General features: G+C 54.2%; 24 protein-coding genes, 1 tRNA gene, 3 rRNA genes and 2 pseudogenes. 12 read left to right on the top strand and 18 right to left on the bottom strand.

What is annotated here, in order from left to right; genetic code table 11:
• Positions 1-43: 43 nt before the first annotated feature.
• From rng to csrD, 6 genes are all read right to left on the bottom strand, one after another.
• Positions 44-1,513: a ribonuclease G gene (gene rng / locus V3W49_RS04925; protein WP_500144061.1), complete on the bottom strand. Its 1,470-nt coding sequence runs from the start codon at positions 1,511-1,513 to the stop codon at positions 44-46.
• A complete protein-coding gene (locus V3W49_RS04920; protein WP_500144059.1) occupies positions 1,503-2,096 on the bottom strand; it encodes a Maf family protein in 594 nt (197 codons plus the stop codon). Before V3W49_RS04920 ends, rng begins: the two co-directional genes overlap by 11 nt.
• Positions 2,097-2,105: 9 nt before the next feature.
• Positions 2,106-2,594 carry a rod shape-determining protein MreD gene (mreD, locus tag V3W49_RS04915; RefSeq protein WP_500144058.1) on the bottom strand — a complete coding sequence of 163 codons (489 nt, stop codon included), beginning with the start codon at positions 2,592-2,594 and terminating at the stop codon, positions 2,106-2,108.
• Positions 2,594-3,676 (bottom strand): rod shape-determining protein MreC, encoded by a 1,083-nt coding sequence (gene mreC / locus V3W49_RS04910; RefSeq protein ID WP_500144056.1) that lies wholly within the window; start codon positions 3,674-3,676, stop codon positions 2,594-2,596. Before mreC ends, mreD begins: the two co-directional genes overlap by 1 nt.
• Positions 3,677-3,734: 58 nt before the next feature.
• Complete coding sequence (gene mreB, locus V3W49_RS04905; protein WP_000913396.1) at positions 3,735-4,778, bottom strand: rod shape-determining protein MreB; 1,044 nt, start codon at positions 4,776-4,778, stop codon at positions 3,735-3,737.
• A gap of 309 nt (positions 4,779-5,087) precedes the next feature.
• Entirely contained in the window at positions 5,088-7,028 is a 1,941-nt protein-coding gene (gene csrD, locus V3W49_RS04900; RefSeq protein ID WP_500144054.1) for an RNase E specificity factor CsrD, read from the bottom strand.
• 222 nt (positions 7,029-7,250) lie between these two features.
• Between csrD and acuI the strand changes: the two genes are divergently transcribed.
• The 12 genes from acuI to fis all read left to right on the top strand — a co-directional run bounded on the left by acuI (position 7,251) and on the right by fis (position 17,666).
• Positions 7,251-8,225 (top strand): acrylyl-CoA reductase (NADPH), encoded by a 975-nt coding sequence (acuI, locus tag V3W49_RS04895; protein WP_500144052.1) that lies wholly within the window; start codon positions 7,251-7,253, stop codon positions 8,223-8,225.
• Positions 8,226-8,305: 80 nt separating this feature from the next.
• On the top strand, positions 8,306-9,307 hold the full coding sequence (msrP, locus tag V3W49_RS04890; RefSeq protein WP_500144051.1) for a protein-methionine-sulfoxide reductase catalytic subunit MsrP: 1,002 nt from the start codon (positions 8,306-8,308) through the stop codon (positions 9,305-9,307).
• Positions 9,307-9,906 carry a protein-methionine-sulfoxide reductase heme-binding subunit MsrQ gene (gene msrQ, locus V3W49_RS04885; protein ID WP_500144049.1) on the top strand — a complete coding sequence of 200 codons (600 nt, stop codon included), beginning with the start codon at positions 9,307-9,309 and terminating at the stop codon, positions 9,904-9,906. The genes msrP and msrQ overlap by 1 nt, the downstream gene beginning before the upstream one ends.
• Positions 9,907-10,140: 234 nt before the next feature.
• The gene (gene aroQ / locus V3W49_RS04880) at positions 10,141-10,593 is read left to right on the top strand and encodes a type II 3-dehydroquinate dehydratase (RefSeq protein WP_500144047.1); all 453 of its coding nucleotides are present in this window, start codon (positions 10,141-10,143) and stop codon (positions 10,591-10,593) included.
• A 22-nt stretch (positions 10,594-10,615) separates the two neighbouring features.
• Complete coding sequence (gene accB, locus V3W49_RS04875) at positions 10,616-11,089, top strand: acetyl-CoA carboxylase biotin carboxyl carrier protein (protein ID WP_500144045.1); 474 nt, start codon at positions 10,616-10,618, stop codon at positions 11,087-11,089.
• 10 nt (positions 11,090-11,099) lie between these two features.
• Entirely contained in the window at positions 11,100-12,443 is a 1,344-nt protein-coding gene (accC, locus tag V3W49_RS04870) for an acetyl-CoA carboxylase biotin carboxylase subunit (RefSeq protein ID WP_500144043.1), read from the top strand.
• 111 nt (positions 12,444-12,554) lie between these two features.
• Positions 12,555-12,797: a YhdT family protein gene (locus V3W49_RS04865; protein WP_500144042.1), complete on the top strand. Its 243-nt coding sequence runs from the start codon at positions 12,555-12,557 to the stop codon at positions 12,795-12,797.
• Complete coding sequence (gene panF / locus V3W49_RS04860; protein WP_500144041.1) at positions 12,787-14,226, top strand: sodium/pantothenate symporter; 1,440 nt, start codon at positions 12,787-12,789, stop codon at positions 14,224-14,226. The genes V3W49_RS04865 and panF overlap by 11 nt, the downstream gene beginning before the upstream one ends.
• Positions 14,227-14,252: 26 nt before the next feature.
• Complete coding sequence (prmA, locus tag V3W49_RS04855) at positions 14,253-15,134, top strand: 50S ribosomal protein L11 methyltransferase (protein WP_500144040.1); 882 nt, start codon at positions 14,253-14,255, stop codon at positions 15,132-15,134.
• 145 nt (positions 15,135-15,279) lie between these two features.
• Complete coding sequence (locus tag V3W49_RS04850) at positions 15,280-16,020, top strand: carbonic anhydrase (protein ID WP_500144039.1); 741 nt, start codon at positions 15,280-15,282, stop codon at positions 16,018-16,020.
• A gap of 357 nt (positions 16,021-16,377) precedes the next feature.
• Positions 16,378-17,343: a tRNA dihydrouridine synthase DusB gene (gene dusB / locus V3W49_RS04845; RefSeq protein WP_500144037.1), complete on the top strand. Its 966-nt coding sequence runs from the start codon at positions 16,378-16,380 to the stop codon at positions 17,341-17,343.
• Between the two features lie 26 nt (positions 17,344-17,369).
• The gene (gene fis, locus V3W49_RS04840; RefSeq protein WP_000462905.1) at positions 17,370-17,666 is read left to right on the top strand and encodes a DNA-binding transcriptional regulator Fis; all 297 of its coding nucleotides are present in this window, start codon (positions 17,370-17,372) and stop codon (positions 17,664-17,666) included.
• Between the two features lie 124 nt (positions 17,667-17,790).
• Here the strand turns inward: fis and V3W49_RS04835 are convergent, their stop codons facing one another.
• The 12 genes and pseudogenes from V3W49_RS04835 to V3W49_RS04780 form a co-directional block, all read right to left on the bottom strand.
• The gene (locus tag V3W49_RS04835) at positions 17,791-17,985 is read right to left on the bottom strand and encodes a hypothetical protein (protein ID WP_500144030.1); all 195 of its coding nucleotides are present in this window, start codon (positions 17,983-17,985) and stop codon (positions 17,791-17,793) included.
• Between the two features lie 8 nt (positions 17,986-17,993).
• Positions 17,994-18,245 (bottom strand): annotated as a pseudogene (locus V3W49_RS04830) (terminase TerL endonuclease subunit); the annotation flags it as partial.
• Positions 18,245-19,000, bottom strand: a pseudogene (locus V3W49_RS04825) (phage portal protein); the annotation flags it as partial. The pseudogenes V3W49_RS04825 and V3W49_RS04830, both read right to left, overlap by 1 nt.
• Before the next feature lies 1 nt (position 19,001).
• Entirely contained in the window at positions 19,002-19,562 is a 561-nt protein-coding gene (locus tag V3W49_RS04820; protein ID WP_500144029.1) for an HK97 family phage prohead protease, read from the bottom strand.
• 51 nt (positions 19,563-19,613) lie between these two features.
• Positions 19,614-20,765 (bottom strand): phage major capsid protein, encoded by a 1,152-nt coding sequence (locus tag V3W49_RS04815; RefSeq protein WP_500144028.1) that lies wholly within the window; start codon positions 20,763-20,765, stop codon positions 19,614-19,616.
• 231 nt (positions 20,766-20,996) lie between these two features.
• A complete protein-coding gene (locus V3W49_RS04810) occupies positions 20,997-21,260 on the bottom strand; it encodes a hypothetical protein (RefSeq protein ID WP_019077815.1) in 264 nt (87 codons plus the stop codon).
• Between the two features lie 18 nt (positions 21,261-21,278).
• Positions 21,279-21,731: a single-stranded DNA-binding protein gene (locus V3W49_RS04805; RefSeq protein ID WP_500144027.1), complete on the bottom strand. Its 453-nt coding sequence runs from the start codon at positions 21,729-21,731 to the stop codon at positions 21,279-21,281.
• Between the two features lie 294 nt (positions 21,732-22,025).
• Complete coding sequence (locus tag V3W49_RS04800; RefSeq protein ID WP_500144026.1) at positions 22,026-23,921, bottom strand: toprim domain-containing protein; 1,896 nt, start codon at positions 23,919-23,921, stop codon at positions 22,026-22,028.
• A gap of 278 nt (positions 23,922-24,199) precedes the next feature.
• A 5S ribosomal RNA gene (gene rrf, locus V3W49_RS04795) occupies positions 24,200-24,315 on the bottom strand.
• 39 nt (positions 24,316-24,354) lie between these two features.
• Positions 24,355-24,430: transfer RNA gene (locus V3W49_RS04790), tRNA-Thr, on the bottom strand.
• 90 nt (positions 24,431-24,520) lie between these two features.
• Positions 24,521-24,636 (bottom strand): 5S ribosomal RNA (gene rrf, locus V3W49_RS04785).
• Between the two features lie 102 nt (positions 24,637-24,738).
• A 23S ribosomal RNA gene (locus V3W49_RS04780) occupies positions 24,739-24,922 on the bottom strand; the annotation flags it as partial.

Raw genomic sequence — 24,922 nt, 5'->3', positions numbered from 1 at the left:
CTTGTCTGCCGCCGCAGCGGAACTCTGTTACAAATGCGTACCGCTACATCATCACCACGTCGAACTGCTCCTGGTTATAGAGCGGCTCGACCTTCACGATAACCTGTTTACCGACAAAGATTTCCACCTCTGCCAACGAGTGAGACTCTTCGCTCTTCAGCACTTCCGCTACCGCCGGCGAGGCATAGACCAGAAAGCAATCTGTGTCATAGGCATGATACACGCGTACGATTTCGCGCATGATTTCGTAGCACACCGTCTCGACGCTCTTTACCGTTCCGCGACCGTGGCAGGTCGGGCACTCATAGCACAGCACATGCTCCAGACTTTCTCGGGTGCGCTTACGGGTCATCTCCACCAGTCCCAGCGGTGAAAAACCGTTAATGCTGGTTTTTACCCGATCCTTATTCAGCGCCTGCTCCAGCGAATGCAGCACCCGGCGACGGTGATCGTCACTGCTCATATCGATAAAGTCGATGATGATAATTCCGCCCAGATTGCGCAGCCGAAGCTGACGGGCAATAGCCTGAGTCGCTTCGATATTCGTGTTAAAGATAGTGTCGTCCAGGTTGCGATGACCGACAAACGCGCCGGTATTGATATCTACAGTGGTCATCGCCTCGGTTTGATCAATGATCAGATAACCGCCTGATTTCAGTTCCACTTTGCGCTCCAGCGCCCGCTGGATCTCATTTTCTACATCGAAGAGATCGAAGATCGGTTGACGGCCGCTGTAGTGCTCCAGCTTATCGGTCATCTCGGGAATGTATTCGGCGGTGAACTCCATCAGCAATTCCCAGGTAATGCGGGAGTCCACGCGGATCCTGTCCAGCGCCGCGTCCGCGAAGTCACGCAGTACGCGCTGGGCCAGCGCCAGTTCGCCGTAGAGCTTGCAGCGGGTATGATTGCGTTTTTTACGCTCCATCACCTTATTCCATACCCGCTTCAGATAGGCGGCATCGGAAGCCAGCTCCTTATCGCTCACTCCCTCCGCGGCCGTACGGATAATAAAGCCTCCCTGCTCGTCGCAGTAATCACTGACAATCTGCTTCAGGCGTTCGCGCTCTTCTTCGCTTTCAATGCGCTGCGACACGCCGACATGGGAAGCTCCCGGCATAAACACCAGATAGCGGGAAGGCAGAGTAATATCGGTGGTAAGGCGCGCGCCCTTGGTGCCCAGCGGATCCTTGACCACCTGAACCATCAAATCCTGACCCTGTCGCACCAGCTCGGAGATATCGCGTACCGTAAAGTTTTTCTGTTCGTCTCCCGCCACACATTCGGTGTGGGGCATAATATCCGAGGCATGAAGGAACGCAGCCTTCTCAAGGCCAATATCTACAAACGCCGCCTGCATACCCGGAAGTACCCGGCTGACGCGACCTTTGTAGATATTCCCTACGATTCCGCGCCGCGCTTCACGCTCTATATGAATTTCCTGAAGAATACCGCCATCAATATAAGCCACCCGTGTCTCAGACGGAGTGACGTTTACCAGTAATTCAGCCGTCATGTTGTCCTCGTTCATCACGCAGGGCGTGAAAATTGCTCAACAGCTCCCGTGTTTCCACCAGCGGCAGACCGACGACGGCATAATAACTGCCGTTTATTTTTCTGACGAAGCGCCCTCCTGCCCCCTGGATACCATATCCGCCAGCTTTATCCATAGGTTCGCCGCTCGCCACATAGTCGGCGATATCCTGTTCAGAAAGTGAACAGAAGGTCACATCGGTCACGACCAGACAATCCAGCATAGCCTGTCTATCGGCCAGCGCAACGGCAGTCATCACCTGATGGGTCTGGCCAGAGAGCTGATGCAACATCGCGCTGGCATGCTGCGCATCGCGTGGTTTTTCCAGCACTTCGCCGTTTAAGATAACTATGGTATCTGCACCGAGCACCGGCAAATTTTGCGCTGCCGCGGCAACACCAGCACGGGCCTTATCATGCGCCAGACGCAGAACGTACTGCCGCGCCTCTTCTCCGGGATGTCGTACTTCTTCCACCTGAGTAACGATGCGTTCAAAGCTGACACCCAGTTGGGCCAGCAGCTCGCGGCGCCGGGGAGATCCCGAGGCGAGATAGAGTTCTGTCATAGATAACCTTTACTGAACGGCAAACTGCTGGCGAACCTTACGCATCAGCAGAAAAATCCACGGCCAGAGTATCCCGTTGATCAGGCTACTCCAGAACACTTCCGGTCGGAACGAGACATTGATCACTAAAAATTCAGCCCAGAACACAATAACGTCCACAGCCAGCGACATCACTATCACCACCAGCGCCTGCTGCCAGAGCGCCAGGTTGCGCAGCAACTGAAATTTTAGCGCCACCAGATAGGCGACAATACTGAGCGCCAGCGCTCGTACCCCCAGCGTCGAACCGCCGATCAGATCGAGAATAGCCCCCAGCATAAAGCCCAGCCCCACATTCACCCGGTGAGGCAGCGCCAGAATCCAGTATATAAGGATTAACAGCACCCAGTTGGGACGAAAGACGATAATCTCATCCGGCCATGGCATCACCTGCAGCAACAACGCTATCAAAAAAGAGAGCGCGATGACCCACCGTCCCTGGCTACGGTAACCGGACATTATCGGCCTCCCGGGGCCGGAGCGACCGGCGATACGGGCTGAACTGGCGCAGGCTGGCCCGCAGGCGCGCGGTTATCGCCACCGGGAGACAGAACCGGTAACGGCGGCTTACCAGGCACCGCAGGTTGGATGCCGGTGGCCGGCGCCGGAATCGGTGCCGGCGGCCCCATGGGCGACGGTAGAACCTGTGGCATCATCTGCATCAGGCGTTCGTTCGCCACCCGATGCACATCCTCCGTAGAGAGCGGCGAAACGCCGTTACGATCGGCTCCCCACAGGAGTAACAGGTAACGCAAACGCTGTAACCCCGCGGTCGGACGCGCCTGAATCACGGTATATGCGCGCTGGGTATCCACCTTCACCGAAGAGACCACCGCAACGGGATAACCTTCCGGGAAGCGGCCGCCCAGACCGGAGGTGACCAGCACATCGCCGACCCGGATATCGGTGTTGGCTGGCAGATGTTCCAGTTGCAGATCGTCAGTACAGCCGTTACCGGCGGCGATAACGCGAATGTCATTACGCAATACCTGGATAGGCAGCGCATGAGTCGCATCACAAATCAGCAAAACCCGGCTGGTCATTTTAGCTACCGCCACGACCTGACCGACCACTCCTTTATCGCTGATCACCGGCTGACCTTCGTAAACGCCGTTCAGGGTACCTTTGTCGATAACCACCTGATCGCTGTAAGGATCGTTAACCGTAGAAATGACCTGGGTCACCATCTTCTGCTCGTCCTGACGTAGCGGCGAACCTAACAGCTCACGCAGTCGGGCATTCTCCTGGCGATACTGGCCCAGTAACAGCAGTTCGCTATTTTTCGAGAGAAGCTCCTGGCGCAGCGCCCGGTTTTCCATTTCCAGACGTTCGCGGGAGGTCAAAGACTGAGAAACGCTATCAAGAAGCGCACGGGGACCGTTAGAAATAAAATAGAAAGGGCTGACGGCCGTATCCATATACGTCCGAATCTGACTGAACGTACCAAGCCGACTGTCAGCGATAATCACACCGAGCGCCACCACTACCGCCAGGATCAGGCGAATCTGTAGTGACGGGCCACGGCTAAAAATTGGCTTCATAGGCTATGCGTATTCCCGGAATCAGAAGGGGGCCAAAGCCCCCTTCTCTTGCGACGGTTTATTCTTCGCTGAATAAGTCGCCGCCGTGCATGTCGATCATCTCCAGCGCTTTACCACCACCACGGGCGACGCAGGTCAGCGGATCTTCAGCAACGACGACAGGAATACCCGTCTCTTCCATCAGCAGGCGGTCAAGATTGCGCAGCAGCGCGCCGCCGCCGGTGAGCACCATGCCGCGCTCAGAGATATCGGACGCCAGTTCCGGCGGGCACTGCTCCAGCGCCACCATCACGGCGCTGACGATACCGGTCAGCGGTTCCTGCAGTGCTTCAAGAATTTCATTGGAGTTCAGCGTAAAGCCACGCGGCACCCCTTCAGCCAGATTACGGCCGCGAACTTCGATCTCGCGCACTTCATCACCTGGATAAGCGGAACCAATTTCATGTTTGATACGCTCGGCAGTCGCTTCACCGATAAGCGAGCCGTAATTACGACGCACGTAATTGATAATCGCTTCATCGAAACGGTCACCGCCAATGCGCACGGAAGAAGAATAAACCACACCGTTCAGGGAGATAACGGCTACTTCGGTGGTACCACCACCGATATCCACGACCATTGAGCCAGTCGCTTCGGAAACCGGCAGACCCGCGCCAATAGCCGCCGCCATCGGTTCTTCAATCAGGAATACTTCACGGGCGCCGGCCCCCTGCGCGGATTCGCGGATCGCGCGGCGCTCAACCTGGGTGGCACCGACCGGAACGCATACCAGCACACGCGGGCTGGGGCGCATAAAACTGTTGCTGTGCACCTGCTTGATAAAGTGCTGCAGCATTTTTTCAGTGACGAAAAAGTCGGCGATAACGCCATCCTTCATAGGACGAATGGCTGCGATGTTGCCTGGTGTACGGCCAAGCATCTGTTTAGCGTCGTGACCCACAGCGGCAACGCTTTTTGGCGAACCGGCACGATCCTGGCGAATGGCAACCACCGATGGTTCATTCAGTACGATGCCTTGTCCTTTTACATAAATAAGGGTATTCGCGGTACCCAGATCAATGGACAGGTCATTGGAAAACATGCCACGAAATTTTTTCAACATACTAAGGGATAATCCTGAAAGCTGGGGCGGAAAACAAAATCCGCTTACTTTACCAACCACTCGAAGCAGCGACAAGGCGCAAAAAACGTTCTGCCTCGGTGAAAAATAGTACAGCTCATTTCACTCGTTACAGATTGACACATTTCCCCGTTATATCCCGGAGAATGTTGATTATTTATTCAATTTTCTGTTACAGCAAAGTGAAATAAACCGGCGTTATTACGCTGCGACGTTCCAGTCGGCAGACCCCATGGCCCCCTTATGGATGCAGCGCGCAATATTCTACGTGAAAACCGACTAAACGACAGACTAAACCGGATATCTGCGCGAATATTTTTTCACATTGCTGTCAAGCGGCTGAGAACCGACAAAGAATTCACCCTGTGCGCCACTCACCCCTTTCTCGATCAGCGTCTGCCATTCACCGCGCGTTCTTGTACCAGTGGCAAAAACCATGGTGCGTGTTCCCTTACAGGCTTCCACCAGGCTCTCAACAAACAACTGATTTTCAGTACGTTTGTCAATGTTTCTGACCAGACCGGGATGCAGTTTGAGAATTTCCGCGTCCAAATCCTGCAGATAGGCGGTACTTACTACGGTCAAACCCGCCTGCGAGATGGCCACTCTGGCCCCCAGTACCTTAATCAACCTGACAACCGGCTGTAAACGGCTGATGTGTTGACAAACATCTGCCTCTGCAAGTTCAAAAAGAATTCGGTTTCTTATCGATTTTTCACACTGCATCAAAGTATCGCGCAGCCAGCGCTGAAATGGCCGACGCAGCAGCGACTCAACGGTCACCGGAAAAGCCAGCGTTTCCTCCGGCCAGAAGCGCAGCAACGGAATCATGCGCGAAACCATCTGACGGTCATACTGCTCCGATAAACCGAACTGTTGAACCACCGGCATATATTCCGCCGAGAGCACCTCGGTTTCCCCATCGAAAATGCGCCCGGCCATTTCCCGGTGGTGCACTTCACCGTTACGCAGAACTGAAGGCTTTTGGTATAAACGCGGCCCACCGCGACGCAGCGTGTCCTCCAGCATGGTACGCCACTTCACATTGCCGCGTCCTTTTTCAGGCAGTTTGTTATCATAAACCGCCCAACTGTTGCTGCCCTGCAGTACGGCATTGCGCACGGCGGCTTCAACGTGCTCCATCACCAGCTCTACGCTCTGACCGCCACGCCAGGCGCAGATACCGATATGCACCATATCCTGAGGATCCAACATTCGGGTGGGCGGCATCGCATCCACCGATTTCAAAAGCTGACTGGCGATGCCGTCCGCCTCTTTTAACGTGCTATGGGGCAGCAGTACCGCGAAATCGTTGTGAAAATAGCGCGCCAGCAGCGCCCCGGGATAGCGCATAACAAAAGTAGAGAGCAGATTGATCAGGTTATACAGGTAGTCATCGACGGCAACGCGCCCCCAGGTTTCGCGCAGAATGTCGAAATCCGGAACCCGGATCATCATCACCATCCCATGGGTGCCCACCTGTTCATTATCTTCCAGCAGCATGGCGAGCTGGTTCTCAAAAAACAGACGATTGCTCAAACCGGTCTGGGCATCCTGGGCTGCGTAAGAGCGGATCAGCGTATCTACGCGGCTACGCTGCTCCCCGGCATTCTGCAATTCGCTCAACAATACATCCATAGCGCTGCTGGTACAGGGCGGCCATTCGAGCAAAGTTCCGCGTACCACCTTTCCCCGTTCGCCATTCAGAATGCGAGTAGCGCGATTTTCCAGCAGCTCCAGACCGGAAAACTGACGTTTCACCCAACGCGCGCCGAACACCAAAGCGATAACCATAAAAGCAATCGCCAGCGAAAGCGGCGCGGTAGTCAGCAATGAATGGAAGTAGTCATCGATCGGATCGCGCCAGGTCAGGTGCAGCACCAGGCTGGGATGCTTCACCAGCCGTACCGAATGATGGCGCAGGCGCACATGCTGCCCGGCTGGCTGATAACCGGCAGGGAGTTCATGATCCAGTACCTGAAGGCTACCGGAACTTAGCGTCACCCGGACGATTTCCAGCGGAGTCATGATGCCGTCAAGGCGATCTTCCAGCTGCTGTGGGGAACGCACCAGCAGTTCGCTATCCACCAGCGTCACAATTCGGTTAAGGCGGTGTTCGCTTCGGATATGGATGGAGTGGTAAAAACTCCACGAACAACCCAGCAGCGTGACCAGAATTGCCAGCCCCGTCAGCAGAGTCATAAAGGTGGAAAATTTCGTCGTTAAGCGCATCCCTGTGTTAACTCCGTCGGATGTACAGAAACACCCAGTGGCTTACAATACGGCACCAGGCTTCTATTCTATAAGTAAGTGCTAACTATCTCGCGTGAAGCTGTTATTTTACCAGACAAGCGGCAGCTTACCTCACCTTTTTATTGCGATAAATCGCCTTCTCTGCGTCATCATGCGAGTATAGTCATCGGTGCTTATTTTTGAATAACCCGGAGAATTTCGATGCAGGCTCTCATCCTTAATCAGCGCGACGGCCATATCCATGCCGCCGTTGAATCGCTCGACCCGGCGTCCCTGCCCGAAGGAGACGTAACGGTAGCCGTGGACTACTCCAGTCTTAATTATAAAGATGCGCTGGCGATTACCGGTAAGGGAAAAATTGTGCGCCAGTTCCCCATGGTGCCGGGCATCGATTTCGCCGGCCGGGTTCAACGCAGCGAAGATCCACGCTTTCAGCCCGGACAGTCAGTACTGCTTACCGGCTGGGGCGTAGGCGAAGGACACTGGGGAGGACTGGCCGGCGCCGCCCGGGTGAAAGGCGACTGGCTGGTTCCCATGCCCCATGGGCTGGACAGCCGTAAGGCGATGATTATCGGTACTGCAGGCTTTACCGCAATGCTGTGCGTGCTGGCGCTGGAAGATGCCGGTATAGTACCGGAGCACGGCGAAATTCTGGTCACCGGTGCCAGCGGCGGTGTGGGCAGCACGGCTGTCGCCCTGCTGCATCAACTCGGTTATCAGGTGGTCGCGGTCTCCGGGCGTGAAAGTACGCACGACTATCTGCGCAGCCTTGGCGCTCAGCGTATCCTGGCACGTGAGGAATTCGCCGCCGGACGTCCCCTGGAAAAACAGCTATGGGCAGGTGCCATCGACACCGTTGGCGGCGAGGTACTGGCGAAGGTGCTTTCTCAGATCCAGTACGGCGGGTGCGTGGCGGCCTGCGGCCTGGCGGGCGGCTTCACTCTGCCCACCACCGTCATGCCATTTATTCTGCGCAACATCCGGCTACAGGGCATAGATTCGGTAATGACGCCATTCACCAGGCGCTGTGAAGCCTGGCAACGTCTGGCGCAGGCTCTACCTTCCTCCTTTTATGAACAAAGCGCTACGGAGATAGGCCTTAACCAGGCAGTGGAATATGCCGAACGCATCATAAACAATCAGTCTCGGGGCCGTACCCTGGTGAAGATCGGTTAATCTTCAATTTTTCGTGACATATTCGCATTCGCAATCCGCCTCCGTCATGCTGATAAAAAGGCATGACGGAGGATGCATGAATGAAAGCCAAAAAGTTGACGCAAGCCGATGTCACGGCAGAGTCTGTCTTTATGTTACAGCGCCGCCAGATTCTGAAAATGCTGGGGATAAGTGCCACCACGCTCACACTAGCGCCTGCGGCAAAGGCCAGCCTGTTCGACTGGTTTAAAGGCAACGATCGCCCCCCCGCTCCCGCTGGACAGGCTCTGAATTTCAGCCAGCCTCCGCAATGGCAAAGCCATCTGCCGTTAACACCAGAAAGCAAAGTCACCGGCTACAACAATTTTTATGAATTCGGCCTTGATAAAGCCGACCCGGCCGCCAATGCTGGAGCGATGGTTACCGATCCCTGGACGCTCACCATTGACGGCGAAGTCGCCAAACCGCTGACCCTGGATCATCACGCCCTGACCACCCGTTTTCCGCTTACCGAGCGTATCTACCGCATGCGTTGCGTGGAAGCCTGGTCGATGGTCATCCCGTGGATCGGTTTTCCATTACACAAGTTACTCTCCCTGGTCGAACCCACCAGCCACGCGAAATATGTCGCGTTTCAGACTCTCTATGCGCCAGAGCAGATGCCAGGACAAAAAGATCGCTTTATCGGCGGCGGACTAAAGTATCCCTACGTTGAAGGCCTGCGTCTGGATGAAGCCATGCATCCGCTAACGCTGCTGAGCGTGGGAGTATATGGCAAAGCGCTACCACCGCAGAACGGGGCGCCGATAAGGCTTATCGTCCCCTGGAAATATGGCTTTAAAGGTATTAAATCGATCGTACGCATCAAACTGACCCGCGAACGGCCCCCTACCACCTGGAATCTGTCCGCGCCGAATGAATATGGCTTTTACGCCAACGTGAACCCGCATGTCGATCATCCACGCTGGTCCCAGGCGACTGAACGCGTGATTGGCGCAGGCGGTATTCTCAAGGTCGAACGTCAGCCGACGCTGTTGTTCAACGGTTATGCCGACCAGGTCGCCTCGCTGTATCGCGGACTTAACCTTAAGGAGAACTTCTAGTGCGTCTGACGGTGAACCAGGTCGTCTGGCTGAAAGTCGTTTTGCATGCAGCCGCTTTAGCTCCGTTGCTGTGGCTGCTCTGGGCCGGCTTCCGGGGCTATCTTAGTGCCGATCCGGCCCGGGATATTCAGCACTTTACCGGTCGGACAGCACTGAAATTACTGCTGGCGACCTTGCTCGTCTCCCCTCTGGCACGCTACGCTAAGCAGCCATTGCTAATGCGCACCCGCCGCTTACTGGGCCTGTGGTGTTTCGCATGGGCCACGCTTCATATTATGTGCTATGCGCTGCTGGAGCTGGGTATTAACAATCTGGTGCTGCTGGGGCAGGAGGTTATCCACCGTCCGTATCTGACGCTGGGTCTGGTTAGCTGGCTGATACTACTGGCGCTGGCGATGACTTCAACCCGTTCGGCGCAACGAAAGCTGGGCCCCCGCTGGCAAAAGGTGCATAACTTCGTCTATCTGGCCGCCATTCTCGCGCCCATTCACTATATGTGGTCAGTCAAAACGCTTTCGCCCCAACCTATCATCTACGCGCTACTGGCATTGCTACTTTTAGCCGCCCGATATCGTAAGTTTCGCCAGTGGTGGCGCTAATTCACCATTACTCGCCCTTTTACACAAAAGCTTTATCAACCGCGCATCTTTTTACGATAGCGGTTGATAATCTTCCCTGATACGACCAGTATTTAGCTGCTAAATGCCACGAAATCATTATAATGTGCCCCCCTGATCGCTTCTGATTGCGTTTTAAACACATTCAGGGGTGACAACCGCGCATCGAAGGTATATTTTGTAATATCACCGAAAATTGCAGGAGATGGCAGCACAATGGCGGACAAGTTTCAGGTTTTGCTTATTAACGGGCCCAACCTCAATATGCTCGGCACGCGCGAACCGGAAAAGTACGGTAGCCAGACCCTGGCAGAGATTGTCAGCCAGTTGCGAGCTCAGGCGCAAGCGCTGAACGTCACGCTGGATCACCTGCAGTCTAACGCTGAGCACGAATTGATCGACCGTATTCATCAGGCTAAAGGTCAGGTCGACTATATCCTGATCAATCCGGCCGCCTTCACGCACACCAGCATAGCGTTGCGTGACGCTCTGCTGGCGGTGAGCATCCCATTTATTGAGATTCACCTGAGCAATGTGCATGCGCGCGAGCCGTTCCGTCACCACTCGTATCTCTCCGATATCGCCACTGGCGTTATTTGCGGGCTGGGCGCGGATGGCTACAGCTATGCACTCCAGACGGCGGTTAACCGTCTGTCACACACAAACTAAACAAAGAGTACGGAACCCACTCATGGATATTCGTAAGATTAAAAAACTGATTGAGCTGGTTGAAGAATCAGGCATCGCTGAGCTGGAAATTTCTGAGGGCGAAGAGTCTGTACGCATCAGCCGCGCCGTTGCCAACCCGGCCGCGCCAGTCATGCAGCAGGCATGGGCTGCCCCGGCTCCGCAGCAGCAGCCGGCGCTGTCCAACGCTGTCGCTCCGGCAACGACGCCGGCAATGGAAGCGCCTGCCAGCACTGAAGTCAGTGGCCACATCGTCCGCTCCCCGATGGTCGGGACTTTCTATCGCACCCCGAGCCCGGATGCAAAAGCCTTTGTAGAACCAGGGCAGAAAGTCAACGTCGGCGACACTCTGTGCATCGTTGAAGCGATGAAAATGATGAACCAGATCGAAGCCGATAAAGCTGGCGTGGTGAAAGCTGTTCTGGTGGAAAGTGGCCAACCGGTAGAATTTGACGAGCCGCTGGTCGTCATCGAATAACGAGGCGAACATGCTGGATAAAATTGTTATCGCCAACCGTGGTGAAATCGCCCTGCGAATCCTGCGTGCCTGCAAAGAGCTGGGCATCAAGACCGTCGCCGTGCACTCCACCGCGGATCGCGATCTGAAACATGTACTGCTGGCGGATGAAACGGTCTGCATTGGCCCGGCTCCGTCCGTCAAAAGCTATCTGAATATCCCGGCTATCATCTCCGCGGCGGAAATCACCGGCGCGGTGGCGATCCACCCGGGATACGGCTTCCTGTCAGAAAACGCCAACTTTGCCGAGCAGGTTGAGCAGTCAGGCTTTATCTTCATTGGCCCGAAAGCGGAAACTATTCGCCTGATGGGGGACAAAGTCTCTGCCATCAACGCCATGAAGAAAGCTGGCGTACCTTGCGTTCCGGGTTCCGATGGCCCGCTGGACGATGATATGGACCGCAACCGTGCCATTGCCAAACGCATTGGCTACCCGGTCATCATCAAGGCTTCTGGCGGTGGCGGTGGCCGCGGCATGCGCGTAGTGCGTAGCGATGCTGAACTGGCGCAGTCCATTACCATGACCCGTGCTGAAGCGAAAGCGGCATTCAGCAACGATATGGTTTACATGGAAAAGTACCTGGAAAATCCGCGCCATATCGAAATTCAGGTACTGGCTGACGGCCAGGGCGGCGCCATCTATCTGGCCGAGCGTGACTGCTCAATGCAGCGTCGCCACCAGAAAGTCGTGGAAGAAGCGCCAGCTCCGGGCATTACTCCGGAACTGCGTCGCTATATCGGCGAACGCTGCACCAAAGCCTGTATCGATATCGGCTACCGCGGTGCGGGCACCTTCGAATTCCTGTTCGAGAACGGCGAGTTCTACTTCATCGAGATGAATACCCGTATCCAGGTAGAGCATCCGGTAACGGAAATGATTACCGGCGTCGATTTGATCAAAGAGCAGCTGCGTATTGCTGCCGGTCAGCCACTCTCTATCAAACAGGAAGAGGTCGTGGTGCGCGGCCACGCGGTAGAATGCCGTATCAACGCTGAAGACCCCAATACCTTCCTGCCAAGTCCGGGTAAAATTACCCGTTTCCACGCGCCGGGCGGTTTTGGGGTACGCTGGGAGTCTCATATCTACGCTGGCTATACCGTGCCGCCGTACTATGACTCCATGATTGGTAAGCTTATCTGCTACGGTGAAAACCGTGACGTGGCGATTGCGCGTATGCGTAACGCTCTGCAGGAGCTTATCATCGATGGCATCAAAACCAACGTCGATCTGCAAATGCGCATCATGAATGACGAAAACTTCCAGCATGGTGGAACCAACATCCACTATCTGGAGAAAAAGCTGGGCCTCCAGTAAGTTATCTTTCTCGTCACGCAAGGGCCGGTTTTTACCGGCCCTTCTTTTTTCGCCTCGCCGGGAAGGGATAAGGTACAATCGCCGCTTTCTCTGACAACCCGGGGAACAAAGATGGATAAGCGTTTTGTTCAGGCTCACAAAGAAGCCCGCTGGGCGCTATGGTTGACCCTGCTCTACATGGTCACCTGGATCCTCGCCGCATGGCTGCCAGATTCAACCCCTGGCGTGACCGGTCTGCCGCACTGGTTTGAAATGGCCTGCCTGTTGGTGCCACTGATCTTTTTCGTCCTCTGCTGGCTGATGGTACGGGTAATATTCCGCGATATTCCACTGGAGGATAACCATGCAGACTGAAGTTATCCTGCCGCTGATCGCTTATTTATTGGTGGTATTCGGCGTTTCTCTGTGGGCGATTCGCCGTCGCCGGCAGGGCAATTTCCTGAATGAGTATTTTCTGGGTGGCCGCTCCATGGGCGGCTTCGTGCTGGCCATGACCCTGACAGCCACCTATATCAGCGCCAGCTCTTTTATCGGCGGCCCTGGCGCTGCCTATAAATACGGGCTGGGCTGGGTGCTACTGTCAATGATTCAGCTACCAGCCATATGGCTGTCTCTGGGGATACTCGGCAAAAAGTTCGCCATTCTGGCCCGGCGCTATAACGCCGTAACTCTCAACGATATGCTCTATGCCCGCTACCAGAGCCGGCTGCTGGTCTGGCTGGCGAGCCTGAGCCTGCTGGTCGCATTTATCGGCGCCATGACGGTACAGTTTATTGGCGGCGCCCGACTGCTGGAAACCGCGGCCGGTATTCCCTACGAGAGCGGTCTGTTGATCTTTGGTATCAGCATCGCGCTTTATACCGCCTTTGGCGGCTTTCGGGCTAGCGTACTCAATGACGCCATGCAGGGGCTGGTGATGCTTATCGGTACCTTGCTGTTGCTGACAGGCATTATCCACGCCGCAGGCGGCCTGCCTGCCGCTGTAAATAAGCTTCAGCACATCGATCCCCAACTGGTCACCCCGCAGGGCGCGGGTAATATTCTGACGCCGTCGTTCCTGGCTTCGTTTTGGGTGCTGGTCTGCTTTGGCGTTATTGGTTTGCCCCATACCGCCGTGCGCTGTATCTCCTATAAAGACAGCAAAGCGGTACACCGCGGCATTATTATCGGTACCCTGGTGGTAGGCATTCTGATGGTCGGCATGCATCTGGCTGGCGCATTGGGCCGGGCAGTCATTCCCGACCTGACCATTCCGGATAGGGTGATTCCGACGCTGATGGTCACCGTACTACCGCCAGTTGCTGCCGGGATCTTTCTGGCTGCACCGATGGCGGCGATTATGTCGACAATCAACGCCCAGTTGCTGCAGTCATCGGCCACAATCGTTAAAGATCTGTGGCTTAGCGTGCGCCCGGATCAGACCAACAACGAACAGCGGCTTAAGCATATGTCCACGGCGATCACTCTGGCCCTCAGCGCTTTGCTGCTGCTGGCTGCCTGGCAACCGCCGCAGATGATCATCTGGCTCAATCTTCTGGCCTTCGGCGGTCTGGAAGCCGTTTTCCTGTGGCCGCTGGTATTCGGTCTTTACTGGGAGCGTGCCAATGCCGTAGGGGCCCTTAGCGCCATGATTAGCGGTGGCGTGCTTTATGCGCTCCTGGCTACGCTGAAAGTAGAAATGCTGGGGTTTCATCCCATTGTTCCTTCCCTTCTGGTCAGCCTTCTTTGCTTTCTGGTCGGGAATCGGTTTGGCCGTGCTAATGCCGCGACCGCCGTCTATTAACTTGTTTATGAATAAAGAGTTTTGCCATGCCATGGATTCAACTGAAAATTAATACAACCGGCTCATTCGCGGAAGAGCTGGGGGATGCCCTGATGGAAAGCGGAGCGGTTTCCGTTACGTTTCAGGACACTCACGACACGCCAGTATTTGAGCCGCTGCCAGGGGAAACCCGGCTGTGGGGCGATACCGATGTTATCGGCCTGTATGACGCCGAATCCGATATGAAAACCACCGTGGCACAGCTGGAGCAACATCCGCTACTGGGTAGTGGTTTTTGCCATAAAATCGAGCAGCTCGAAGATAAAGACTGGGAACGCGAATGGATGGATAACTTCCACCCGATGCGCTTCGGAGAACGTCTGTGGATCTGCCCGAGCTGGCGCGAGGTACCTGATGAAAACGCCGTCAACGTCATGCTCGATCCGGGGCTGGCTTTCGGTACCGGAACCCATCCCACCACATCGCTCTGCCTGGCCTGGCTGGACGGTCTGGATCTGGCGGGAAAAACCCTGATCGACTTCGGCTGCGGTTCCGGCATTCTTGCTATCGCAGCGCTGAAACTGGGTGCCGCGCGCGCTATCGGTATCGATATCGATCCTCAGGCGATTCAGGCCAGTCGGGATAACGCCGAACGTAACGGAGTGGCCGAACGTCTGGAGCTCTACCTGCCTCATCAGCAACCTGAAGGGCTACAGGCCGACGTGGTAGTCGCTAACATTCTGGCAGGCCCGCTGCGCGAACTGGCGCCGTTAATAAGCGTCCTGCCAGTTCAGGGAGGTCTGTTGGGGCTTTCCGGCGTACTGGCAAGTCAGGCAGAGAGCGTTTGCGAAGCCTACCGCGATAACTTTACGCTCAACCCGGTAGCCGAAAAAGAAGAGTGGTGTCGCATTACCGGCACAAGGAAATAAACCATTTTCTGTAATTGGCTGAGAAAACCTATTTTTCAGCCATATCAGTCGCATCTCCACGGCAAAGACCATATAATTAGTAGTGCTATAGTCGCTATGGAATAGTGACTATAAGGGAATAATAATATTCAATGGACTAATTATAATGGCAAAGAAACTTAACGGTATTATACTGGCGATGCTGCTGCTGCCTGTTGCAGCCACTGCTTCTCATTGGGGATATGAAGGCGTCGAATCTCCCGAACACTGGGGGGAACTGGACAGCAACTGGCAGTTGTGTCAGACCGGTCAGAACCAGTCTCCGGTAGACATCCGGGAAACCTTCAGCGCGCATCTGCAGCCACTGAAAACACACTATACAACCAGCCCAAATTCACTATTAAATAATGGCCACACCATCCAGGCTAATTATAGTGACAATAATACGGCAAATTACATTACCCTCGACAATGAGCGCTTTACGCTGAAGCAGTTTCATTTTCATGCTCCCAGCGAAAATATGATCAATGGAAAGCAGTATCCGCTGGAACTGCATCTGGTACACCAGAACAGCGACAACGAAATCACCGTAGTGGCGGTCATGTTTGAACAAGGCGCAACCAATGCAGAACTGGCAAAATTGTGGAAGGTCATGCCCGATCATGCGGAGAAAAGTTCACCGATACCGACCGGGATTGATGTCAACCATCTACTGCCGAATGATAAAACGCACTGGCGCTTTAGTGGTTCTCTGACCACCCCTCCATGCAGCGAAGGCGTTCGATGGATTGTGATGAAGCATCCACTCCAGCTTTCCGCTGAGCAGCTAAAACAGTTTACATCCGTCATGCATCACACCAACAATCGTCCGGTGCAGAAACTACACGGTCGCACGATTCTGGAGTAATTCCTAACATGGGTGGGCCAGCAAGTCTTTCCTGCCCATTTTCAGGTCCTATCCGCATACTCACGCTATTGCAGCACAAATTTCCGATAGTTCCCTCCCCAAAGACAGCATAATGTTCCAGAGCGACCGGCAGATACCAGTATTATTTAATACATATTAACGAAAATCTCAAAAGCACACTAAATGACCAATTTATCATAACCAATTGATTATTAATAAATATTCAAAGGATATTGATAGCATATAACGGTTTCATTGATCTATAACATCTGATTGTTCAAAGTTTGGCCTTTCATCTCGTGCAAAAAATGCGTAATATACGCCGCCTTGCAGGCATATATGGTCATTTCTTAACTCATGCGCATCGGACAATACCAGCTCAGAAATCGACTGATCGCAGCGCCAATGGCCGGGATTACTGACCGACCTTTCAGAACGCTGTGTCATGAGATGGGAGCCGGGCTGACCGTCTCAGAGATGATGTCATCAAACCCGGAAGTTTGGGCCAGTGATAAATCTCGCCTGCGGATGGTGCATGTAGATGAACCGGGTATTCGTACGGTACAAATTGCCGGCAGCGAACCGGAAGATATGGCCGAGGCCGCGCGGATTAATGTGAAAAACGGCGCCCAGATTATTGATATCAATATGGGGTGCCCGGCCAAGAAAGTGAATCGAAAACTGGCGGGTTCCGCCCTGCTGCAATATCCGGAGCTGGTAAAAAGGATTCTCAGCGCCGTGGTTAACGCAGTGGACGTGCCTGTTACGTTGAAGATCCGCACCGGTTGGGATCCAGAACATCGCAACTGTGCGGAAATCGCCCAACTGGCCGAAAGCTGTGGTATTCAGGCATTGACCATCCATGGTCGTACCCGTGCCTGCCTGTTTAAAGGCGAGGCGGAATACGACAGCATTCGGACGGTTAAACAGTTGGTTTCCATTCCTGTTATAGCGAATGGCGACCTGACTACCCCGCAGAAAGCCAGAGCCGTGCTCGAATATACCGGAGCAGATGCTCTGATGATTGGACGTGCGGCTCAGGGGAGACCCTGGATCTTTCGGGAAATCCAGCATTATCTGGACACGGGTGAGCTGCTGCCCCCCCTGCCGCTGGCAGAGGTTAAGCGCTTACTTTGCGCGCACGTTAGGGAACTTCATACCTTCTATGGTGAGGTAAAAGGTTACCGAATTGCGCGTAAGCACGTTTCCTGGTATCTCCAGGAGCACGCGCCCAGTGACCAGTTTCGGCGCACATTCAACGCCATTGAGGATGCCAGCGAACAGCTGGAGGCGTTGGAGGCATACTTCGAAAATTTTGCGTAAACAGAAATAAAAGAGCTGACAGAACTATGTTCGAACAACGCGTAAATTCTGACGTACTGACCGTTTCTACCGTTAACTCTCAGGATCAGGTAACTCAAAAACCCCTGCGTGATTCGGTAAAACAGGCACTGAAGAACTATTTTGCTCAACTGAATGGTCAGGACGTTAACGACCTCTATGAGCTGGTACTGGCTGAAGTAGAGCAGCCCCTGTTGGACATGGTGATGCAATACACCCGCGGTAACCAGACCCGTGCAGCCCTGATGATGGGAATCAACCGCGGTACGCTGCGTAAGAAACTGAAAAAATACGGCATGAACTGATTAGTGTCAGCTAATGCGTTGAAAAGAAAGGCGTTTACCATTATCGGTCAACGCCTTTTTTATTCTCTGTCCCCACCGTGTACCCCACGCATTTTTACACAACCACGCAAGCATAAACACACTATTAGCGACGCGGCTTATCCGGTTTTCTCCAGCGGTAGGTCTGGCTGGCCGATATTGCCCGGTTTACCCGGTGGCGTTGTGCCGTGAGTGCCCCGGATATCGTTTTACGGATTATCAGCCTGTCGCACGCATCCAGCTCACACCCTTCCTGCTGCATGGTGCTGGCCAGCTTTTCCGCTATCTCATACTGCTTCATGGAAAACCTCAGATACCGTTAAATGTCGCCAGCCGTTGTTTGTGGCTGTCGCTCATATCGAAAGCAAAATCCTCGTGCTCAGCCTGGAAGGTGCCGAACGCCATCAGCGCGGATACCGCCGGGTCTATCTTGTTTGAGGATTTCTTTTTATTGGGCTTAATGTTGGCGTTGGCGTCAGACTCCATCACCACGTTTCCAATCGCCCAGGCCAGAACCGGATCGCCACGGTGGCGCACTACCCTGCGATTAACGAACACTTCATCCCCCCTTCAAGGATCGGTGTCTTACCGGCATTTCTGGCCCCTTTGTAGCGTTCCAGCGCATCGAGAGCCTGCTTACCCTTATGGCTGTCCAGCCATTCCGATGATTTGATAATGCCTGCGGCCATCATGCCATCCTTCATGATGCTGGCGCCGTGGCGCTGCTGCGCCAGACCGAGGCCCAGCGTTTCACGACAGACCGTGATCGGAGAACGTCCCATAAAGCCATCGTCCGTCGAATAACGCAGATGAAGAACCTCTTCCTGAAGGCAGGTCATGACCTTCCCGCTGTATGGCTCGGTAATGGTGTACTTATAGCGATGGTCACCGATACGCTCGGGTACAACGGCCCGGGGCGGATACGGATGCAGGGATGTGGGTTGACCATCACGCCCCCAGCGGATCACTGCGTAGGCGTTGCCGTTCAGCAGACAATGGCGCATCATGGTTCGCTTGAACTGGTAAGCCGTCTGGCAGTCGTTGGGCTGCTCATTCAGCAGGTAATCCACCGGATGCCCGTCCAGCCATTCCCGGGCCTCACGTCCGTTATCGTTCCTGACCCGGTACAGGTAGCAGGGCATGGAGGCCACCGCCTCACTGATCACGGTGACAGCGTTCATCACCGCCGGCAGGGACTCCGCAGTACCGGCGGAGACATGCTCACCCGATCCGGTATTGGGAACCCCTGCCATCTGCATAAACTCATCAAGGGTAATGCTGCGCTGCTCTGCCTGTTTCTTTCTGAACGGCCACATATCACAACCCCGCTAATTCGGCCCAACGGCGACGATTGTCACTGACCCGGCGTAATTCAGGGTGATGGGCGTAAAGAGAGCGATGCGCAATTTCCACCCCGCTTTCCGGATAGGCTGGCATTGATGTGACGGTGATTTCCCGCAGTTCAGCGGCGGTAACAGTACGCAGGTAAGGGGACTGCCCGATATCCCACGCCTCTTTCAGAGCACGAAAACCAAAGCTCATACCGGAAATATCACCACGCTCCACCAGTTCAAGCACATCGTTGCCAAGCTGGGTATTCGGCGGGGTCAGCTCGAAGCGTAGCCCGGTATCATCTTCCGACAGCATCAGCGTGCCGGATTTGGTACGCCCCAGCAGTTGGGTATAGTTATGCTCGTACAGCGCGCGCACATCGCTACCGGATGCCAGGCTGTCTTTAAACGCTCCCGGCGCGAACTGTTCGCGGAATTCGTCCCAGATAACTTCCGACAGGCTGTTCCAGCGCACGGCATAGCCCACCAGCTTGCGCTCTTTTGCGGTCAGTTCGGAGGTGCGGATTTCAAAATCGATTGTTTTCATTCTTTGGACTCCATTAGACGGAAAAGGGGCCGAAGCCCCTTACGCACCGGATCAGGATGTTTCACCATCCGTCAGCTCAAGCACCTTGATGGCGCTGGAGTCCACCACGCCACCGCCCAGATATTTCTGGGTATAGATATTGATGAAGCCCGGCTCGCTGAAATCCGGACGGGTACGGGTACCCGTCTCATGGTCAACGATGAAATAACCGCGCTTGAAGTCACCCACAGCAATAAGGCCATCCGGCATAAACTCAAGATATTCCACCGGCAGGCCCAGCAGCGTATCCGGATCGCCAGCCTGGAGGCGGTCACGCCAGATATAATCGCCGTTGGCGTTCTTCAGCTTTTGCGCCGTGGCGGCGGTCGTTGAATTCATCACCCAGACCGCTTTCTTGCGGTATTTGTTGCGGAGCGAAAACTTCAGGTCGATCAGCATGTCGGCATCAAGTTCGCCGGTAACTTTTTTCGTCTGTAGCGTACCGAACGGGCGGGTTTTATCGTTTTCTTCCGTGCGCGGGAACGACAGAAAGCCTTTGGCTTTTTTCTCACCGTCACCGGAAACCAGATCCGTTTCTTCGGTATCAACGAAAGTGTCGCCAATCTCAGAAGACAGCCAGCTCATAATGTCCACCTCGGAGAAGTCGATAATCTCCTGAGTGGTTTTCGGATAGGCGTAAATCGGATACAGGCGAATACTGACTTCATTCAGCTTCGGGGTTGCAGTCTGTTTCCTGGCTACCCCTTCCTCGCCGTGCTCCACCACCGCACCACCAGCGGAAACAAGTTGTTTGAACTCGTTGCTGTGGATGGTTTTGACGGTACAGATTTTGCGCATCACCGATTCATCGGAGAGCTGGCGCATAATCTCTTTATTCAGCTCGGGAATAACGGTATAGCCACCGTCAGCCGGAACGCTGGTGGACAGGTTGCGGGTTTCCCCGGTCAGAATGTAGGAGCGCAGTTCGTCTTTCGTCGGGCCGTTACCTGTAGGCTGGCCTGGCTGGCTGCGTTCATCATCCGCGACGGACTCAAGGCGGGCTATTTCAGTATCCAGACCATCAGCTTTAGCGCGGAGTTCGTCGAACTGCTTGCCCTCTTCATCGTTCAGGCTGCGCTTCTCGCTGTCGGCTTTTTCCAGCATTGATCGCATCTGGGTTTTGAGTTCTGCTTTCTGCTGGCGTAATTCGAGTAATTTCTTCATGGAGTGGTTTCCGTAACAATTAATGTTGAGACGTGAAACCAGCGCTTGGAGGGGAGGCCGTTTAACCTTTTTCTGCATCTCACAGGCTACTTCGCGCAGCTTGATTAAACGGCCAGTGGCGGCTCACGTCTGAGTGCCACTCTTCAAGATATACATGAAAAATATAAAGAAAACCCCCGTCAGAGACAGGGGTAATCACGGGTAAACATGAGTACGAATAATTTACAAAATTTATTTATTCAGCAAATCCCGCATGTTCTTTTCCGGCATATCCTTACGCATTTTCTCCAGATGCGCTATGAGGAGATCCAGCTGTTCGCCATCAGCAGCCAGAGCCATTCCCGTGAAAGAATCCACAATGAAGCCGTGAGAATCAATCATCACCACCGCATCTTTATCAAGCGCAGCAGCGTACTCCTTTACTCCCATATCCTGTACGGCATTTTCAATGCCATGCACCTTGCGATGCTCCAGAACATCCTTATAAGTAAACATTTTCTTTGCTCCTTTCGGTCAGAAATCATCTTCATGTTGTGGGCGCTGGTCAAAATCTTCCGGCGTATTGTAAACTTCCCACCCCGGCGCAGCGGCGGGAGGCTGTCGCTTATTACCGTCCGTATCAGTTCCGGCTTTTCGTCCGCTGCCCGGTCTTGCCGTTCTGGCGCTGATCACACTGTCGGCCAGCACCTGATAACCCTGCTGTTTTGTCCCATCCTGCCCCGTCCACTGGTTAAGCTGCATATTACCCGCCACGCTGATAAGGTCGCCTTTCTGGTGCCGTGCCAGCGCATCGGCCTGTTTGCCGAAAGCCAGCACACCCAGCCAGAAGGTAGCCTGTCCATCCTCTGCCGCATTACAGGGCAGCGATACCGCCAGCCGCGCCATTGCCATATTCGTACCCCTGCCCGTTGTTCTGGTGTTCGGATCGGCCACCAGCCGCCCGTAGGCTGAAATTTGCGCTGTCATTATGTCCTCGTTACAGGGTGTGCGTGAAAAGTTTTACTACTGGTTGTCTACCTTATCTACCTAATCGCTGTAGCCCTTGTGCCACAAGGCTTTGAGCGGGTAGATACCCTCTTTTCTGCTGTCTACCTGCTGTCTACCTTTCTACCTGAGTCCTCTACCTGCTCCGATATTGAAAAGGGTAGAGAGGGTAGATAACAGGTAGATAGCTAAATATTGGTTATCTACCCACCTAACACACTGATAATAAACAATAATACTAACTCAGGTAGAGAGGGTAGATAACCAAATCAAATTTTATAAAAACTCGTCCGCTTTATCGGTAATCTGCACGTTGGTTTGCCTGCGTCCCTTTATTGTCCGGGTCAGGTATTCCCCTCCATACTCCTTCGCGGCCTCCTTTACGGCTTTGGCAAACTCGTTCACGCTCAGCGGCCTGGAATGTCCCATGTAGTCCATAAACTCAAGATAAAGGTGATACAGATACGTTCTTGGCTGGCGCTCTGCGTCCGTCCTTCTGCCTCCGCCCATCATCAACCCACGCGGCTCGCCCATAAACGCCAGCGCGGCGCACAGGTCAATCACCGGGTTGGATGCGCGTTTGATCTCCAGCGCCTCCAGGCTGTCACGCTGCTCCAGCAGTAACTGCCGGGCCTTCTCCGGGTCGGCAAAATTTGACAGCAGACGGCGGACAATCACCGGGATTTCAGCGGCAATTTTCTCCGGTAGTTCCGGGTCTTTATTCTCTTCACGGATAAGATTATTAAACTGGAAGATAACCCGGCGGCGGGCAACACCTCCTGAGCGTTCCGTGAAAATCATCGGTGTGTTATTGGTGGCAATCACCACCGCACGCAATACGGCGGTATAGCGCTTCTCGTACTTCGGGTTAATCTCCATGGCGTCACCGCCAGTGATTGCCTTGATACCCGTACCCTCCCCGGTATATTTAGGCTGGTCGGGCAGGGTTATCAGGCTTTTACCTGCAAACTGTGCCCGGCCTCCGGCGTCGTCCAGCGCCGCCATATTGCCGCTGGCGGTATTGTGTTTTCCTGCCAGTAGTGTGGCCACCTGCGTAAAGACACTTTTCCCGCTGCCACCCTCACCCGTTATTTCAAGGAACAACTGCCAGTCATAGCGGTTCGCCAGTACCATAAACAGACCGGCGGCGATTCGCTGCATTTTCAGTGCGTCATTGTCAGCGGCGTGGCTCAGCCACTTGTGAAAGTTCGGTGCGTGGTCATGGAGGTTCTCTCCGGGTATGGGTGGGGTATATTCCACGCCGTTATGGTTGGTCAACCAGTTATCCGGACGGTGTTCCGTAAATTCTCCGGTTTCCATGTCATAGACACCATTAGCGAACGGGATCAGGCTGCGACGTGGTTCACCCATGACAGGAATCACGATTTTCAGCGCCTCGATCACGTTATTAACTGCGCGTTTGCTGAAATTTGTCTGATTTTCGTTGTAAATAGCTACCATCTCGCGGCTTAATTCTAACGGCGCGGCTTTCTCCCACACGCCTGAGCGATACAGATAAATAGCCTCGCTTTCTGCGTGAATGGCAATACCGTCATAGCGAGATGCCAGAAGTAATGCCTTTTCATTGTCCGCCATCTGGATCAGATTGATTTCTCCGCGTACGTGCTTCTTGCCGCCGTCAATCGCCTTAAGTTTTACCGCCACTTTTTCGCCCTCCGGCCGATACATCGAATCGTTAAATGCTGCTGCGGACGCTTCCAGCCCGTGTTGCTGGTGAAAATCATTCCAGTCGGCCTTTCCCTCAGACGGAGGTAAAGCCACCCGGCCAGAGACAGCTTTAGCGGCTTTTTCTGCGGCTGATTTACCCGTGTTTGGTTCGCCAGGCTTAATATCGTTATCAGCGGCGATGATGATCTGCGCATCCGGGTAATGTTGTCGCATCACCTGCGCAACTGGCAGCAGGTTCCCGGCGTCAATCGCGACAATAATTGTCGCATCAGGGCGGAACTGCTGAACTGAAAGCGCCGTTGCCAGCCCTTCGGCGATAATCACCGTTTCCGTCAATTCAACGGAATTAACCACGCCAAAAGAGCCTTTCTTCACCGTTCCGGCCACCAGCCGCTTACTGCCATCGGGCTTAATCACCTGTGCGCCTGTCGTCGCGCCAGCGCCGTTTTTCAGCACCAGCAGCAGCGATCCGTCGGACAGCATCGGGAAAACGGGCTTTACGCATAGCGATCTCCTTTGTTGGCAGATTGATTATGCCGGAGGATCTCTAAATGTGAATGGCACAATTATGCGGGATACTTACACGCTAACAAGCGGCAATCAACGAATTGCGTTCGATTTTGTAGTAAAAGCGAAAATCGGAGCTCAGGAATGGCAAAGGCATGCAGTAGAGTGACAAAGCACCAGAGACTCCTCAGAAGGCTTGAGCAAGCGCAACGAAAAAGGCCCGCTCAGATGAGCGGGCCTTTTTCTTAATTGATGTCTGGCAGTTCCCTACTCTCGCATGGGGAGACCCCACACTACCATCGGCGCTACGGCGTTTCACTTCTGAGTTCGGCATGGGGTCAGGTGGGACCACCGCGCTCTCGCCGCCAGACAAATTCTTTTCTACGCGCCGAACTTTAACCGAATAAAGTGGTGCTGATACCCAGAGTCGAACTGGGGACCTCACCCTTACCAAGGGTGCGCTCTACCAACTGAGCCATATCAGCACGCTTAATTTGATGCCTTGCAGTTCCCTGGTCCCGCATGGGGCGGGCCACACTGCCACCGGAGCTTAATCCGGTATACCTTAATTTGATGCCTGGCAGTTCCCTACTCTCGCATGGGGAGACCCCACACTACCATCGGCGCTACGGCGTTTCACTTCTGAGTTCGGCATGGGGTCAGGTGGGACCACCGCGCTATCGCCGCCAGGCAAATTCTGTTCCGCTTACCGCCGCACTTCCGGCCATAAGCGTTTAATCCGTCACAAGCTGATTTGATTCTGCTCTCATCACCAAAACATCTTTGGCGTTGTAAGGTTAAGCCTCTCGGGTCATTAGTACCGGTTAGCTCAACGCATCGCTGCGCTTACACACCCGGCCTATCAACGTCGTCGTCTTCAACGTCCCTTCAGGAGACTCCAGGTCTCAGGGAAGACTCATCTCGGGGCAAGTTTCGTGCTTAGATGCTTTCAGCACTTATCTCTTCCGCACTTAGCT

It is taken from the genome of Rosenbergiella sp. YN46, assembly GCF_036620675.1.
In the GTDB taxonomy this organism is placed as follows: Bacteria; Pseudomonadota; Gammaproteobacteria; order Enterobacterales; family Enterobacteriaceae; genus Jejubacter.
The sequence above is the reverse complement of the archived record's forward strand: the minus strand, read 5'-3'. Positions and strand labels throughout refer to the sequence as shown.

Excerpts from the sequence above, each read along its gene's own strand:
- V3W49_RS04865 (WP_500144042.1), top strand. The coding sequence starts at position 12,555 with ATGGATAAGCGTTTTGTTCAGGCTCACAAAGAAGCCCGCTGGGCGCTA.
- msrP (WP_500144051.1), top strand. The coding sequence starts at position 8,306 with ATGAAAGCCAAAAAGTTGACGCAAGCCGATGTCACGGCAGAGTCTGTC.
- fis (WP_000462905.1), top strand. The coding sequence starts at position 17,370 with ATGTTCGAACAACGCGTAAATTCTGACGTACTGACCGTTTCTACCGTT.
- V3W49_RS04810 (WP_019077815.1), bottom strand. The coding sequence starts at position 21,260 with ATGTTTACTTATAAGGATGTTCTGGAGCATCGCAAGGTGCATGGCATT.
- accB (WP_500144045.1), top strand. The coding sequence starts at position 10,616 with ATGGATATTCGTAAGATTAAAAAACTGATTGAGCTGGTTGAAGAATCA.
- aroQ (WP_500144047.1), top strand. The coding sequence starts at position 10,141 with ATGGCGGACAAGTTTCAGGTTTTGCTTATTAACGGGCCCAACCTCAAT.
- V3W49_RS04815 (WP_500144028.1), bottom strand. The coding sequence starts at position 20,765 with ATGAAGAAATTACTCGAATTACGCCAGCAGAAAGCAGAACTCAAAACC.
- dusB (WP_500144037.1), top strand. The coding sequence starts at position 16,378 with ATGCGCATCGGACAATACCAGCTCAGAAATCGACTGATCGCAGCGCCA.
- V3W49_RS04805 (WP_500144027.1), bottom strand. The coding sequence starts at position 21,731 with ATGACAGCGCAAATTTCAGCCTACGGGCGGCTGGTGGCCGATCCGAAC.
- panF (WP_500144041.1), top strand. The coding sequence starts at position 12,787 with ATGCAGACTGAAGTTATCCTGCCGCTGATCGCTTATTTATTGGTGGTA.
- V3W49_RS04835 (WP_500144030.1), bottom strand. The coding sequence starts at position 17,985 with ATGAAGCAGTATGAGATAGCGGAAAAGCTGGCCAGCACCATGCAGCAG.
- V3W49_RS04850 (WP_500144039.1), top strand. The coding sequence starts at position 15,280 with ATGGCAAAGAAACTTAACGGTATTATACTGGCGATGCTGCTGCTGCCT.
- prmA (WP_500144040.1), top strand. The coding sequence starts at position 14,253 with ATGCCATGGATTCAACTGAAAATTAATACAACCGGCTCATTCGCGGAA.
- mreD (WP_500144058.1), bottom strand. The coding sequence starts at position 2,594 with ATGTCCGGTTACCGTAGCCAGGGACGGTGGGTCATCGCGCTCTCTTTT.
- mreB (WP_000913396.1), bottom strand. The coding sequence starts at position 4,778 with ATGTTGAAAAAATTTCGTGGCATGTTTTCCAATGACCTGTCCATTGAT.
- V3W49_RS04800 (WP_500144026.1), bottom strand. The coding sequence starts at position 23,921 with ATGCTGTCCGACGGATCGCTGCTGCTGGTGCTGAAAAACGGCGCTGGC.
- csrD (WP_500144054.1), bottom strand. The coding sequence starts at position 7,028 with ATGCGCTTAACGACGAAATTTTCCACCTTTATGACTCTGCTGACGGGG.
- V3W49_RS04920 (WP_500144059.1), bottom strand. The coding sequence starts at position 2,096 with ATGACAGAACTCTATCTCGCCTCGGGATCTCCCCGGCGCCGCGAGCTG.
- acuI (WP_500144052.1), top strand. The coding sequence starts at position 7,251 with ATGCAGGCTCTCATCCTTAATCAGCGCGACGGCCATATCCATGCCGCC.
- rng (WP_500144061.1), bottom strand. The coding sequence starts at position 1,513 with ATGACGGCTGAATTACTGGTAAACGTCACTCCGTCTGAGACACGGGTG.
- mreC (WP_500144056.1), bottom strand. The coding sequence starts at position 3,676 with ATGAAGCCAATTTTTAGCCGTGGCCCGTCACTACAGATTCGCCTGATC.
- V3W49_RS04820 (WP_500144029.1), bottom strand. The coding sequence starts at position 19,562 with ATGAAAACAATCGATTTTGAAATCCGCACCTCCGAACTGACCGCAAAA.
- accC (WP_500144043.1), top strand. The coding sequence starts at position 11,100 with ATGCTGGATAAAATTGTTATCGCCAACCGTGGTGAAATCGCCCTGCGA.